This window comes from Streptomyces chilikensis (assembly GCF_001642695.1).
GTDB lineage: Bacteria > Actinomycetota > Actinomycetes > Streptomycetales > Streptomycetaceae > Streptomyces > Streptomyces chilikensis.
In genome coordinates this window covers 2,801,924-2,815,686 of the sequence record NZ_LWCC02000005.1, presented here as the reverse complement: position 1 = coordinate 2,815,686, position 13,763 = coordinate 2,801,924, and the positions used below count along the sequence as shown (strand labels likewise).

The 13,763-nt window shown below is 74.9% G+C and carries 9 protein-coding genes and 1 pseudogene; 3 read left to right on the top strand and 7 right to left on the bottom strand.

What is annotated here, in order from left to right; genetic code table 11:
* Window positions 1-42 precede the first annotated feature (42 nt).
* The 3 genes from A2U95_RS12635 to A2U95_RS12625 form a co-directional block, all read right to left on the bottom strand.
* Complete coding sequence (locus A2U95_RS12635; RefSeq protein ID WP_277350937.1) at window positions 43-1,551, bottom strand: serine/threonine-protein kinase; 1,509 nt, start codon at window positions 1,549-1,551, stop codon at window positions 43-45.
* 38 nt (window positions 1,552-1,589) lie between these two features.
* Window positions 1,590-2,303: a hypothetical protein gene (locus A2U95_RS12630; RefSeq protein ID WP_166022217.1), complete on the bottom strand. Its 714-nt coding sequence runs from the start codon at window positions 2,301-2,303 to the stop codon at window positions 1,590-1,592.
* 147 nt (window positions 2,304-2,450) lie between these two features.
* Window positions 2,451-4,676, bottom strand: a complete 2,226-nt coding sequence (locus A2U95_RS12625; protein ID WP_166022216.1) for an N-6 DNA methylase — start codon at window positions 4,674-4,676, stop codon at window positions 2,451-2,453.
* 355 nt (window positions 4,677-5,031) lie between these two features.
* Here A2U95_RS12625 and A2U95_RS12620 point away from each other — a divergent pair, with 355 nt between their 5' ends.
* Window positions 5,032-5,805, top strand: coding sequence for a DUF4190 domain-containing protein (locus tag A2U95_RS12620; RefSeq protein ID WP_166022215.1), 774 nt, complete (start codon window positions 5,032-5,034; stop codon window positions 5,803-5,805).
* Window positions 5,806-5,910: 105 nt separating this feature from the next.
* On the opposite strand, the gene A2U95_RS12615 is transcribed toward A2U95_RS12620, so the two are convergent.
* The 4 genes from A2U95_RS12615 to A2U95_RS12600 all read right to left on the bottom strand — a co-directional run bounded on the left by A2U95_RS12615 (window position 5,911) and on the right by A2U95_RS12600 (window position 11,795).
* Window positions 5,911-6,705 (bottom strand): HNH endonuclease family protein, encoded by a 795-nt coding sequence (locus tag A2U95_RS12615; RefSeq protein ID WP_166022214.1) that lies wholly within the window; start codon window positions 6,703-6,705, stop codon window positions 5,911-5,913.
* A 231-nt stretch (window positions 6,706-6,936) separates the two neighbouring features.
* Window positions 6,937-10,476 (bottom strand): transcription-repair coupling factor, encoded by a 3,540-nt coding sequence (gene mfd, locus A2U95_RS12610; RefSeq protein WP_166022213.1) that lies wholly within the window; start codon window positions 10,474-10,476, stop codon window positions 6,937-6,939.
* Window positions 10,477-10,681: 205 nt separating this feature from the next.
* Window positions 10,682-11,212 carry an SUKH-3 domain-containing protein gene (locus tag A2U95_RS12605; RefSeq protein ID WP_166022212.1) on the bottom strand — a complete coding sequence of 177 codons (531 nt, stop codon included), beginning with the start codon at window positions 11,210-11,212 and terminating at the stop codon, window positions 10,682-10,684.
* Window positions 11,213-11,273: 61 nt separating this feature from the next.
* On the bottom strand, window positions 11,274-11,795 hold the full coding sequence (locus A2U95_RS12600) for a YwqJ-related putative deaminase (RefSeq protein ID WP_166022211.1): 522 nt from the start codon (window positions 11,793-11,795) through the stop codon (window positions 11,274-11,276).
* 261 nt (window positions 11,796-12,056) lie between these two features.
* Here A2U95_RS12600 and A2U95_RS12595 point away from each other — a divergent pair, with 261 nt between their 5' ends.
* Entirely contained in the window at window positions 12,057-13,079 is a 1,023-nt protein-coding gene (locus tag A2U95_RS12595; protein WP_166022210.1) for an SMI1/KNR4 family protein, read from the top strand.
* Between the two features lie 7 nt (window positions 13,080-13,086).
* Window positions 13,087-13,763 (top strand): annotated as a pseudogene (locus A2U95_RS12590) (SUKH-4 family immunity protein); the annotation flags it as partial.

The window sequence follows — 13,763 nt, the reverse complement described above, 5'->3', positions numbered from 1 at the left end:
CCCGTGCCTCCCGAGCCGCCCGGAGCCGGGCGGCACGGCCGGTCAGCCGCCCATCTGCCCCAGCCACTGGAGGGTGCGGCGGAGTTCGCCGGCCAGCGGGTGGGCGGGGCCGTGGAGGCGCTCCACGTCGAGGGCCAGGCGGGCGAGGGTGTCGTGGGCGGCCTGGCGGTCGCCGAGGGCGAGCAGGAGGTGGCCGATGCGGCGGCGGAGGTCGTGGGCCCGGGACGGGTCGCCGCCCGCGTACGGGTTCTCGTAGGCCGGCAGCAGCGCGCGGTACTCGGCGAGGGCGGCGGTGGCCTCGCCGAGCTGCTCCAGGCACAGGGCCGCGTCGAAGCGGAAGCCGAGGGACTGCGGGTCGTCGTGGCCCGCCTCGGCGGCGCGCTCCTCGGCGAGACGGCGCAGCTCGGGCAGGGCGCGGCGGTACTGGCCGTCGTCCATCAGGGTGGCGGCGTACAGCTTGCGCAGGGTGCGCACCACCGGGGAGCGCTCGCCGTGCTGGGCGGCGGCGTCCGGGAGGATCGCGCCGAGGAGGTCCACGGCCTGGGTGATCCGGCCGTCGCCGAGCAGGCGCTTGACCTCGTCGACGGCGTCGGCCACGGCGGGCTTCGACGCCCCGGGGGCGGCCGGGCCGGTGACGGGCGGCGGCGGGGCGGAGGACCGCGGGGCGGGGGTGCGGGCGCGGTCCGGCCAGGGGGCGTGCGGGCGCAGGAAGGGACGGGTGGGGTCGAGGGGCGCGCCGCTGGGGAGCCCGCGGCCGGGCAGCAGGGGCAGCAGCGCCTCGTAGACCTCCTGGGCGGAGGACGGGCGGGCCTGGGGGTCCTTCTCCAGCAGCCGCAGCACCAGGCGTTCCAGCGCCTCGGGCACCTCGGGGCGCAGCCGGCGGACCGGCAGCGGGGGCTCGTACAGGTGGCGGTGGAGCACGCCGAGCGCGGTGGTCCCGGCGAACGGGACCTCGCCGGAGAGCAGTTCGTGCAGCACCACGCCGAGGGCGTAGAGGTCGGTGTAGGGGCCGACGGCGCCGCCCATGGCCTGCTCGGGCGCCATGTAGGCGGGCGAGCCGATGGGCGAGCCGGTGTGGGTGAGGCGGGTGGTGTCGCTGTCCATCACGGAGGCGACGCCGAGGTCGAGCACGGTCACCGTGCCGTCCTGCTTGACCATGACGTTCCGCGGCTTGAGGTCGCGGTGGACGATCGGCACCGCGTGCACCGCGCTGAGCACCGCGCACAGCTGGGCGGCGACGGCCGCCGCCCAGTGCCAGGGGTACGGGTCGTGCTCGGCGAGGTGGTCGGCGAGGTCCGCGCCGTCGACGTACTGCATGACCAGGAAGAGGTCGTCCCGCTCGCTGCCCGCGTCGTGGACGGTGACCAGGCCGGGGTGGTCGACCTGGGCGGTGACCCGGCACTCGCGCAGGAAGCGGCGGCGCAGTTCCTCGGCCTCCGCGCCGGCCACCCGGTCGGGGCGCAGCAGCTTGACGGCGACGCGGCGGTCGAGGCGGCGGTCGTAGGCGGTCCACACCTGGCCCATGCCGCCCTGGCCTATCAGCGTGGACAGTTCGTAGCGCCCGGCGACGACGCGGCCGGTGGTGGTGGTCACCTGGCGTCCTGCGGGCCGCCGTCCTGCTTGCGCAGGTAGTCGCTGAGCTCGTCGAGTTCCGCGCGCACCTGGTCGATGCGGCCGCCGCCGGGGGCGGGCGTCACGGGGGGCGTGACGGGCGGCGTGGGCGTCACGGCGCGCGGGGGCGTGGTGACCGGGGTGTTCGGCCCGGCGGTGTGCGGCCCGGCGGTGTGCGGCCCGGCGGTGTGCGGGGCCGGCGTGTGCCCGCCGCCGGACCAGGTGCCGGGCTGCTGCGGGAAGCCGTACGGGCCGCCCGCGTGCGGGTAGCCGTACCCGGTGCCGGCCGTGCCGGTGCGGCCGTGGCCCGGGTGGCCGTGTCCGGCGAACGCCGTTCCGGCGCGGCGGCGCCGCTCGTCGTAGTGCCGGATCTCGGCGGTCAGGTAGTACGAGACGACGGCGACCAGCGTGATCAGCAGCATGAGCACGCCGGCGACCTCGGGAGCGGTGTCGACCTCGTCGTCGGGCTCCGACAGCAGCAGCGCGCAGGACACCACCAGCAGGACGGACGAGAGGCCGAAGAGCACCCAGTCGAGCACCTTGCGGGTGACGACCGCCAGCCGCAGCATCGGCACCCACAGGAGCAGGCCGATGCTGCAGACGGCGAGGGCGACGAAGAGGATCCGCAGGAACACCAGCAGACCGGTGGGCGGCGGCGGCGTGACCGGCTGGTGATGGCCCAGGCCCTGCATGGTGTCTCCTGTGTGTGTACCGACGGCTGCGAGCAGGGTACTTGCCGGTCCCCCGCGCCCGGCCCCGTAGCGCGGGATCCGTTGCCGGATCGCAGCGGTGGGCGGGGTCCGGGCGCGCGTGCGGGGGCGGGCGGGGCCGAGGGGGCGTCAGGAGGGCGGGACCGCGCCGTCGGTGAGGGCGTCGTAGGAGCCGCGGATCAGGCGTTCGCCGAGCTGGGCGACCTGGCGCAGGGCGCCTTCGAACTCGTCGAGCGCCCGGAACCGCTCGCCGTGGCGGCGCTGCTCCTCCAGCGGCAGCCGGGGCACCCGCAGGCGGCGGACGTCGAGGCGGGTGGCGGTGGAGGCGAAGCTGCTGGCGCGGCGGTGGTTGGCGGTGCCGCGCAGGAAGCCGGCGAGGAACCAGGGGTCCAGGGTCTGCGGATCGGGGCGCAGCAGCACCAGGTTGCGGCCGAGGACCGCGCCCGAGGCCGCCTCGTCGACGACCCGGGCGACGGGTTCGCCGCCGGACACGGGCAGCACGACGTCCCCGGCGCGGGTGACCACGGTGTCGTCGTCCGCGTCGTCCGCCGTCCCGTCGGCGTCGGCCCCGCCGCCGCTGCCGCCGCGGGAGGCGGCCGCCGGGGCGGCCGGGGAGGGGGCGGTGCCGGTGAGGACGTCGAGGTCGGTGAGGACGGGCAGGCCGCGGCGGCCGCCGGTGCCGCCCGTGACCAGGGTGAGGGCGCCGCCCCGGACGAGCTCACCGACGGTGGTGACCGGTCCGGAGCCGCCGGTCGCGGACGCGTCGGGGGCGGGCGGGCCGGGCGGCGGGGCCGCGGGGGCGAGCCGGGCGGTGAGCCGCAGGGTGGCGTCCAGCCGTTCGCGGACGGCGACCAGCTGCTCGGGGCCCTCGGCGGTGACCGGCGGGGGCAGGTGCCGGGCGGGGGTCAGGTCGACGTCGTCGTCGAGCAGGTCGATCACCGGGACCACGCGGGCCGCACCGGGCCGCTCGGCGAGGACACCGGTGCGCTCGTACGCCTGCCAGGCGTCGAGGGCGATCTCCCGGACGACGTCGCAGTCGGGGCCCGGCCGTGCCGCGGGGCCGGTGGCGCCCGTGGCCGCGGCGGGGGCGCCGGCGGTGTCGACCAGCAGCACCTCCGGGCGCACGGGCGTCCGGCCGGGGCGGCGCAGCACCCACAGGTGGAGGGGCAGGCTGTGCGGGGGCGCGGTCCCGGGCGGCAGGGCGATCACGGCGCGCAGCGCGCCGCGGCGCAGCAGGTCCGCGCGGATCCGGCGGCCGGAGCGGCGGGACGCGGCGGCGGGCGGCATCAGCAGGACGGCGGTGCCGCCCTCGCGCAGCCGGGCCAGGCAGTGCTGCACCCAGGCCAGCTCGGACTCGGTCCGGGCCGGGAAGCCGTACTCCCAGCGCGGGTCGTAGGCGAGTTCCTCGTGGCCCCAGTTGCGCTCGTTGAACGGCGGGTGGCACAGGACGGCGTCGGCGCGCAGGGCGGGGAAGGCGTCGCCCCGCAGGGTGTCGGCGGCGGCGGTGCGCACCGGGCCGGGGGCGTGCAGGGCGAGGCGCAGCGCGGTGAGTTCGGCGAGGGCGGGGGCGCTGTCCTGACCGTGGAGTTCCCGGGCGGGGTGGGTGCGGGCGGCGGCGCGCAGCAGGGTGCCGGTGCCGCAGGCCGGGTCGAGGACCACGCGGGGCGAGCCGGGCCGGTCGGGGCCGCCCATGCCCGCCAGGTCGGCCATGAGGTCGGCCAGTCCGGGCGGGGTGAGGGTGTGGTGGCGGGGGTCGACGTAGCGGTCCAGCAGGAACTCGTAGGTGTGGCGCGCGCCGTTCTCGGCCGCGAGTTCGGCGGCGCCGCGCAGCAGGGGCACGGAGGGGAGCAGCTCCGGCCCGGTGGGCGGGCGGACGGCGGGCGGGGCCGCGGGGTGAGACCCGGAGGCGCTGCCCGGTGCGCCGTCGTCGCCGGGGGCGGGACCGGAGACGGCCGCGGCGGTGCCCAGGCGGACGGCGAGGACGTGGGCGAGGTCGGCCGGGAGCAGGGCGGCGAGCCGCTCGTCCGAGCCGGCTGCCGTCTCCAGCCAGCGGGTGGGGCGCTCGTGGACCAGCAGGAGCACGCAGCCGACCTGGGTGAGCGCGGCGGCCGGGCCGTCGGGATGACCGGCGACCTGCTGCCAGACCCGTTCGCGCAGCGGGACCTCGGCGAGCTTGCCCTGGCGGCGGAGCCACTCCTCGACCTCCGCGAGGAGGAAGGCGGGGCTGGTCTCGGTGCCCCCGACCGGCTTGGGGAAGTCCGCGTGCCGCCGCCGCCAGTTGCTCACGGCCGCTCGCCCCACTCCGGCCAGCCGGGCGATCCCGGCCGCCGTCACCTCGGTCGCGTTCTCCTGCACGGGGCCCCTCTCCCTCGTTCGGTGTGCCTGAGCATAGCCACGCGACCGGGATGTTCACAGCGTGTACGACTGCCCGTCTGTGAACCTGGTTGACCGCGTTCACAATCTCTGCTGTGATTACCCCTGCCCGACGGGCCGCCAGGGGTCGGTGAGCGCACAGCCCTTACCTTTCGCCTTCCCCGGCCACCCGGAAGCATCGATCGAACGTTCACAGAACGGTCCCATCTTTCATCACAAGACCGTCTCGGCGAGCGAAATCTGGTTGATCGGGTTCACAGCTCGTGATGTGCTTGCCCCTGCCTGCACGTGGACACGACAACGTGCGGCAGTTACGACCCTTGGAGGGGGAGCTTCAATGTCCCAGCAGATGCCTTACGCGCCGGCCCCGCCGGCAGCACCTCAGCAGCCGAAGAACGGTCTCGGCACCGCCGCGCTGGTTCTCGGCATCATCGGCGTCGTGCTCGCGTTCTTCTACGTGGGCGGTCTCCTCGGCCTTCTGGCGCTGATCTTCGGCATCATCGGCCTGGGCAAGGTGAAGAAGGGCGAGGCCACCAACAAGGGCGTGGCCCTCACCGGCCTGATCCTCGGCGTCGTCTCCATGGTGATCACCATCGCCATGGTGATCTTCACCGTCTTCCTCGTGGACAAGGCCGTCGACGAGCTCGACAAGCTCGAGAAGGACCTCGCCGCGACCGCCCCGAAGGACCCGGGCGCCGGCGGTGAGGCTCCCAAGGACGGCGAGCTGCTCAAGCTGGGCGACGGCATGGAGTTCGACGACGGCCTCGTCGCCACCGTCACCGAGGTCAAGAAGTACACCCCGGACGAGTTCGCGGTCGGCCACGAGGCCGGCAACGACGCCTACGAGGTCACGGTCCAGATCGAGAACGGCAGCGACGCGACCGTCGACCTGGCCCTGGGCACCGTCGAGGCCACCGCCGGCGAGGAGGGCACCCCCGCCGAGTCCATCATCGACGCCGACAGCCTGGGCATGTTCGAGGGCTCCGTCACCGCCGGCAAGAAGACCACGCAGACCTTCGGCTTCTCGGTGCCCAAGGGCACCAAGAACCTGGTCCTCGAGGTCTCCCCGAGCTTCGACTACGAGTCGGTCTTCTGGGACGTCAAGCTCTGACGCACCGCACCACCCACCGCACCACGCACGCCGAGGGGCCGCCCGATCACCGGGCGGCCCCTCGCCGCGTCCGCGGCGCCCGGGGGAGGGCCGTCCGGCCCGCCGTCAGCCTCCGCACTGGCGGAGCATGGCCGCCTTGTCCGCCTCGGTGACCGGGAGCTCGTACTTCAGGGACACCTGGGCGAAGCGGACCGCGTAGGCGCAGCGGATCCGCTTGTCCGGCGGCACCCACGCCGCCGGGCCGGAGTCGCCCTTGGCCGAGTTGGTGGGGCCGTCCACCGGCAACAGGTTGAGCGGGTCGTTGGCGATGGCCTCCCGCTTGTCCCGGGACCACCGCGAGGCGCCCATCTGCCAGTTGTAGGAGAGCGCCATCACGTGGTCGATCTGCACCTCGGCGGCGTCCGCCTTGACCCAGTCGATCTCCTTGCCGGTGTAGGGATCGGCGAGGGTCATCGCCACCACCACGCAGTCCGACCCGGAGCGGAACTCCAGCTCCTCGCCGTCCCTGCGGAGCAGGTCGTTGCGGGTGTCGCAGCCGTTGCGGGAGAACGGCACGTCGGCGGTGTCCAGCCACGCCTCGCCGAACTCGTCCCGGTCGTAGCCCGTCCTGGGGCCGCGGCCCTTCACGGCCACCTTCCCGATCAGCCGGCGGGCCTCGGCGCGGTCGGCGTCCGAGGACACCGCCGCGAGGCCCGGTTCGGTGCCGTCGGGGTTGTCGAGCGGGCTGACGGCGCGCCCGGCGTCCGCCGCCCCGGTCGGTGAACCGGCGCCTTCGGACGGCGAGTTGTCGGTGAGGCTGCCGGTCGCCTCGCACCCGGAGGCCAGCACCACCGCCGCGGCGAGGGCGGAGAGGGCACCGAGGGCGCGGCGGCGGTCGCCGGCCGGCCTTGCATCGCGCATAGTTCACTACCTCCGGTCGTGTCGGAACTGCAGGAACCCATGCGAACATGCCCCCGGTGGCACCGGGCATTCCGGGTGTCACCCGCACGGGTCGGCGCCGGCCCGTGCCCGGCGCGCCCCCGGCGACGCCCGTGGTGACGCCCGCGTTGACGCCCGCGGTGACGACGCGTGAGGGGCGGAAGGCGCCGTCGCCTCCCGCCCCTCGGTCCGCCCGGCCCCGCCGGACAGGGCCTAGGACAGCACCGTGGTCAGGAACTCGCCCGTCCAGGACAGCAGTTCCCGCCCGGTCAGCGGCTTGCCGCCGATCTTGGCGGTCTTGGGCCGCGGCACCAGCACCTGCTGCGCCGTCGCCTTGACGACCGTCCCCGGGTACACCCGCTTGAGCCGCAGCTCCTGCGACTCCCGCAGGTCCACCGGAGCGAAGCGGATGTTGTTGCCCTGCAGCACGATCTCGCCCACCCCGCAGGAGCGGGCCAGCATCCGCAGCCCGGCCACCAGCAGCAGGTTCTCCACCGGCTCCGGCAGCTTGCCGTACCGGTCCACCAGCTCCTCGCGGACCGCGGCGATGTCCTCCTCGGAGTTGGCGGAGGCGATCGAGCGGTACGCCTGCAGCCGCAGCCGCTCGCCCGGCGCGTAGTCGTGCGGGACGTGCGCGTCCACCGGCAGCTCGATCTTCACCTCCAGCGGCGGCGCCTCCTCCACACCGCCCTCCAGCGAGGCCCGGTACTCGGCGACCGCCTCGCCGACCATCCGCACGTACAGGTCGAAGCCGACGCCCGCGATGTGGCCGGACTGCTCGCCGCCGAGCAGGTTGCCCGCGCCGCGGATCTCCAGGTCCTTCATCGCCACGTACATGCCCGCGCCCAGGTCGGTGTGCTGGGCGATGGTCGCCAGCCGCTCGTGCGCGGTCTCCGTCAGCGGCTTCTCCGGCGGGTACAGGAAGTACGCGTAGCCCCGCTCCCGGCCACGGCCGACCCGGCCGCGCAGCTGGTGCAGCTGGGAGAGGCCGAAGTTGTCGCCGCGCTCCACGATCAGCGTGTTGGCGTTGGCGATGTCGATGCCGGACTCCACGATCGTCGTGGAGACCAGTACGTCGAACCGCTTCTCCCAGAAGTCGACGACGACCTGCTCCAGCGCCTGCTCCGACATCTGGCCGTGCGCCGTCGCGATCCGCGCCTCGGGCACGATCTCCCGCAGCCGCGCCGCCGCCCGGTCGATCGACTCCACCCGGTTGTGGATGTAGAACACCTGGCCCTCGCGCAGCAGTTCGCGCCGGATCGCCGCGCCGATCTGCCGCTCGTCGTACGGGCCGACGAAGGTGAGCACCGGGTGGCGCTCCTCCGGCGGGGTGGTGATCGTCGACATCTCGCGGATGCCGGTGACCGCCATCTCCAGGGTGCGCGGGATGGGCGTGGCGGACATGGTGAGGACGTCCACGTTGGCGCGCAGCTTCTTCAGCTGCTCCTTGTGCTCGACGCCGAACCGCTGCTCCTCGTCGACGACGACCAGGCCCAGGTCCTTGAACCTGGTCTCCGACGAGAACAGCCGGTGGGTGCCGATGACGACGTCCACCGAGCCGTCCCGCAGCCCCTCCAGGGTCGCCTTCGCCTCGGACTCCGACTGGAACCTCGACAGCGCCCTCACCTTCACCGGGAACTGCGCGTACCGCTCGCTGAAGGTGCCGAAGTGCTGCTGCACCAGCAGCGTGGTGGGGACGAGCACGGCGACCTGCTTGCCGTCCTGGACCGCCTTGAAGGCGGCGCGGACCGCGATCTCGGTCTTGCCGTAGCCGACGTCGCCGCAGATCAGGCGGTCCATCGGGACCGACTTCTCCATGTCGGCCTTCACCTCGGCGATGGTGGTGAGCTGGTCCGGGGTCTCCGCGTACGGGAAGGCGTCCTCCAGCTCGCGCTGCCACGGGGTGTCCGGGCCGAAGGTGTGGCCGGGCGCCGCCATCCGGGCGCTGTACAGCCTGATCAGGTCGGCGGCGATCTCCTTGACCGCCTTCTTCGCCCGCGCCTTGGTCTTCGTCCAGTCCGCGCCGCCCAGGCGGTGCAGGGTGGGCGCCTCCCCGCCGACGTACTTGGTGATCTGCTCCAGCTGGTCGGTGGGGATGTACAGCCGGTCGCCGGGCTGACCCCGCTTGGCCGGCGCGTACTCCACCACCAGGTACTCGCGGGTGGCGCCCTGCACGGTGCGCTGCACCATCTCCAGGTAGCGGCCCACGCCGTGCTGCTCGTGGACGATGTGGTCGCCCGGCTCCAGGGTGAGCGGGTCGATGGCCTTGCGGCGGCGGGCCGGCATCCGCGCGCCGTCCTTGGTGGCGGTGCGCTGACCGGACAGGTCGGTCTCGGTGAGCACGGCCAGCTTCAGGCCCGCGTCCACGAAGCCGTACTCGAGGCTGCCGCACGAGACGTGCACCAGGGACGGCGTGAGCTCGGTGAGGTCCTTGTCCAGGCGGGCCGGGACGCCCTCCCCGCCGAGCACCTCGGTGATCCGGGCCGCCGGGCCGTGGCCCTCGGTCAGGAAGGCGACGCGCCAGCCGTCGGACACCCAGCCCTTGGTGTCGGCGAGCGCCCGCGCCGTGTCGCCGCGGTAGGTGTCGGGGGCGCGCATGCCGAGCTTGAGGGTGTCGCCGCCGGAGAACTCGTCGGTGATCTCGTCGGCCGCGAACGGGGAGACCGACCACCAGAGCATGTCCAGCTCACGGGCGCGGTCGCGGACGTCCGCCATCGACCACAGGGAGGCCGCGCCGACGTCGATCGGGGCCTCGCCGCCGCCGGCCGTCGCCGCCCAGGACGCCTGCAGGAACTCCTGGGAGGTCGCCACCAGGTCCGTCGCCCGGGTGCGGACCCGCTCCGGGTCGCAGACGACCGTCATCGAGCCCTCGGGCAGCACGTCGAGGAGGAGTTCCATGTCGTCGACGAGGACGGGGGCCAGGGACTCCATGCCCTCGACGGCGATGCCCTCGGCGATCTTCCCGAGCAGTTCGCCCAGCTCCGGGTGTTCCCCGGCCAGCTCGGCGGCGCGGCGGCGCACCTCGTCGGTCAGCAGCAGCTCACGGCAGGGAGGCGCCCACAGGCCGTGCCCGGCGACCTCCAGCGACCGCTGGTCGGCCACCTTGAAGTAGCGGATCTCCTCGACGTCGTCGCCCCAGAACTCGACGCGGAGCGGGTGCTCCTCGGTCGGCGGGAAGACGTCGAGGATGCCGCCGCGGACGGCGAACTCGCCGCGGTTCTCCACCAGTTCCACACGGGTGTACGCGGCGGCGGCCAGCGCCGTCACCACGTCCTCCAGGTCGGCCTGCTGCCCCGTGCGCAGGGACACCGGCTCCAGGTCGCCCAGCCCCTTGACCTGCGGCTGGAGGACCGAGCGGACCGGGGCGACGACCACCTGGACGGGGCCCGTGCCGGGGTCGTCGGCGCTGGGGTGGGCGAGGCGGCGCAGCACGGCGAGACGGCGGCCGACGGTGTCGCTGCGGGGGGACAGCCGCTCGTGCGGGAGGGTCTCCCAGGACGGGTACTCCACGACGGCGTCCGGGTCGAGGAGCGAGCGGAGCGCGGCGGCGAGGTCCTCGGCCTCGCGGCCGGTCGCGGTCACCGCGAGGACGGTGCGGCCGGCGTCCCTGGCCAGGGCGGCCACCGTGAAGGGGCGGGCGGCGGGAGGGCCGACCAGGTCGACGTGGGTGCGGTGGCCCTCGGTGGCGGCGCGTACCGCCTCGGCGAGTGCGGCGTCCTTGACGACGGCGTCGAGCAGACCGTGCAGGCTCATGGAGGCCTTTCCGTCCAGCGGGGTTTCGTTTCACGCGAAGCGCCCGGTACGCGGGGCGGACCGGGGGTTCCAGCGTACGTCGCGGACGGGGGACGGCGCGGCCTCCGCGACACCGCGGCCCCGCCCCGGCGCCGCCGCGTCCCCTCTTCCCCGTCCCCCTTCCCGGAGTGCCCGGGTTCCGCCGGGGGCGGACCGCCGCGCGCGGTCAGCCCCGCACGGCGGCGGGGCGCTGGGCGGGGAGGCCCGCGGTGGTGAGGCGGACGGGGGCGGTGCCGGTGACGAGGGTGGTGAGGGCCTGGTCGATGCCGGGGCCGAGGAACCAGTCACCGGCGTGGTCGAGGGCGTAGACGCGGCCCAGCGCGTCCACGGCGAGGAGGGCGCCGCTGCCGGGCTCCGCGCCGACCGGGCACAGCTCGGTCCCCAGCGCCCGTCCGAGGTCGCCGAGGGTGCGGGCCATGTGCAGCCCGTGCATGGGGTCCATGTCGAGCTCCGCGGGCGCCACCTGCCGCCCCGGTCCGGACGGCGCCACCCGCAGGCCGCCGAACTCCGCCCACACCTCCACCGCCGCGGTGTGCACCGCGTGGGTGTGCCCGGCCGGCGAGACGTGCTCGCGGAGGGCGTCGGCCCACACCTCGGCCTGCCGGATGTCCCAGCGTCCCGGCTCCCAGCCCGCCGCGCGCAGCGCGGCGTCGACGTGGACGGCGAAACGGGTCGAGGAAGTTCGCTCGGCTTGCATCGGGAACCTGGAGTCCTTGGGACGGGAGGGGGCGAGGGGCGGCGGACGGCGGCGGCGCGGTTCAGCCCTCGGCGCCCGGGTCGACCACCCGCACCCCGAAGTGGGCGGTGAGGGCCGCGCAGGCCCGGCAGGGCGCGGCGAAGCTGCCGTGCAGCGGATCGCCGTCCTCCCGGATGCGGCGTGCGGTCAGCTTGGCCTGCTTGAGGGCCTTGCGCGCCTCGCTGTTGGTCATGGGGCGGCGCGCGGCCCGTTTGGTGCGCGCCGCGTCCGCGGCGGTGAGGTGCCGCGAGATCAGCAGCGTCTCGGCGCACCGGCCGGTGAACCGGTCGCGCTGGTCACTGGTGAGGGTGTCGAGGAAGTCCTGCACCAGCGGATGCAGCACGGGCCTCTGGTCGCCCCGGGCGGCCGTGCCCGTGAGCGTGGTGCCGCGCACGGACAGCGCGGCCGCCACCGTCGGGAGTATCCCGTCACGCCGGTGCAGGAGCGCCGGGGCCGCGGTGTCGTCCGCGCTGCTCCAGCCCACCCGGGGGTCCTGCGACGGACCGGACGGCGGTTCCGTCCTCGTGGTCTGTGCGGCCTTCATGATCGTCTCACCTCCCGAGCATCCCTTCGGTGGCCTTAGAGTGCCAAACCCGGCGGCCGACAAGGAAGCCAGGGCCCGTGACACGCCCGACGCGGGGCGCGGCGACCACGGAGGGTTGACGCGGGATCACACATCCGGACGTGCGATGACCGCCGTGGGCGGCACCGCATAGTCTGTCGGGAACCGCCACCCACGCGGCGGTCGACAGTATGGGAGAGAGCGGCTTCACCGGCCGCCGGAACGCCGCAGGGGGCAACCGCCATGACGACAGGTGGGCTCGGGCTGGGGGTCTCTCCCGGCCACGGGACCGGAGGACGACCCGCGCCGCCGAACGCCGCGTACGCGGGACAGGTCGTGCACTTCCCCGACCCGGTCCGCGCCGCCCGGCACCCGGCCGGCGTGAGGGTCGACGAACACGGTTACCCGGACTTCTCCCCCTACGCCCGCGCGGCCGCGGAGATCGCGGACCCGCCGGAGGGATTCGGCGTCGACGAGCTGCGGCTGACGGACCACGTCTCCGCCAACTCCGCGCTGGCCGCGACCGGGCACCCGCTGTGGGACACGATCCCGCCGGTGGCCACCCCGCACGGCTGGACCTGGCACCACGTGCCGCGCACGCGGCGCCTGGAGCTGGTCCCGGTCGAGGTCAAGGCGCTGCTGCGGCACCACGGCGGCATCTCCACCTCGGCCGTGGACCACGGCAAGCGCGGCACCCGCCCGCTGCAGGACACCCGGCCCGCCCACTTCCGGCTGCCGAAGACCTCCGTCGCGGTGACCGAGCAGCAGGTGCAGGCCGTGGAGGAGGAGCTCGGGTACCAGCTGCCGGGCGCCTACCGCACCTTCCTGAAGGCGGCCGGCGGCTGCGCCCCGGTGGGCACCGCGCTCGACGCGGAGCTGGGCCTGCTGGTCGACCAGCCGTTCCTCACCGTGCGGGACGAGGCGGCGGTCAACGACCTGGTGTACGTCAACAAGTGCCTGCGCGACCACCTCACCAAGGACTACCTGGGGGTGGCGTTCCTGCAGGGCGGCATCCTCGCGGTGAAGGTCAGGGGCGAGAGGCGCGGCTCGGTGTGGTTCTGCGCCTACGACGACGTGCGCGACGTGGACCCGTCGTGGTCCCCCGCCGAGCGGGTGGAGCGGCTGCTGCTGCCCTGCGGCGAGGACTTCGACGCGTTCCTCGGCCGGCTCGCGGGCAGCCCGCCCGAGCTGGAGACGGTGGCGAATCTGATGGTGGACGGCGGTTTCGCGCGCGCGGTGCCGGTGTCGGGCCGGACAGGGGAGTGAACGGCCGATGGTGACCTTCGCGCAGGCGCAGGAGCGCGGCGAGGAATGGATCAACGGCGACGCGCCCGCGTACCGGCACCGTGAGGTGCGGGTACGCGAGTTCGAGCTGGGCTTCGTGGTGTGGGCCGAGGACCGGGCCGACGGCCCGCGTTCCGACGGCGGCACGCAACGGCTGGTGATCGCCCGCGACAGCGGCGAGGCCACGCTGTGGCCCGGGCTGGCGGTGGGCGAGGTGATCCGGCGCTACGAGGAGCTGTACGGCCGCCAGGACGCCGTGCCCGCGCCGCAGGCCCCGGCGTCCGAGCGGGTCGACCTCAACCAGACGTCGTTCCTGCTCAGCCCGCCGCAGTGGCTCCAGGACGCGGCCGACCGGATGGGCATCCCGGACCAGCGGGACGCCGGCGGCCGGGGCCGTGACGCCACGCCGCCGCCCGCCGCACCCGCCGCGCCCGCCACGCCGGCGCCCGCTCCCGCCGAGGCCACGCCGTGGGAGGGCACCGACACCACGGCCCAGGCCGGGGACGACCGTTCGGTGCCGCTGCCGCAGACGGTGTTCGCGCCGCCGTCGGCCGACGGCCCGGAGGACCTCCCGGGCGGCGCGGACGCGCCGACCGCGCTCATGCACGGCGGCAGCGCGCTGCCGCCCACCCGGATGACTCCGGTGCCGCCGGAGGCCCCGCCGCC

Coding starts and splice junctions, on each gene's coding strand:
- A2U95_RS12620 (WP_166022215.1), top strand. CDS start 5,032: ATGTCCCAGCAGATGCCTTACGCGCCGGCCCCGCCGGCAGCACCTCAG.
- A2U95_RS12615 (WP_166022214.1), bottom strand. CDS start 6,705: ATGCGCGATGCAAGGCCGGCCGGCGACCGCCGCCGCGCCCTCGGTGCC.
- mfd (WP_166022213.1), bottom strand. CDS start 10,476: ATGAGCCTGCACGGTCTGCTCGACGCCGTCGTCAAGGACGCCGCACTC.
- A2U95_RS12630 (WP_166022217.1), bottom strand. CDS start 2,303: ATGCAGGGCCTGGGCCATCACCAGCCGGTCACGCCGCCGCCGCCCACC.
- A2U95_RS12605 (WP_166022212.1), bottom strand. CDS start 11,212: ATGCAAGCCGAGCGAACTTCCTCGACCCGTTTCGCCGTCCACGTCGAC.
- A2U95_RS12600 (WP_166022211.1), bottom strand. CDS start 11,795: ATGAAGGCCGCACAGACCACGAGGACGGAACCGCCGTCCGGTCCGTCG.
- A2U95_RS12595 (WP_166022210.1), top strand. CDS start 12,057: ATGACGACAGGTGGGCTCGGGCTGGGGGTCTCTCCCGGCCACGGGACC.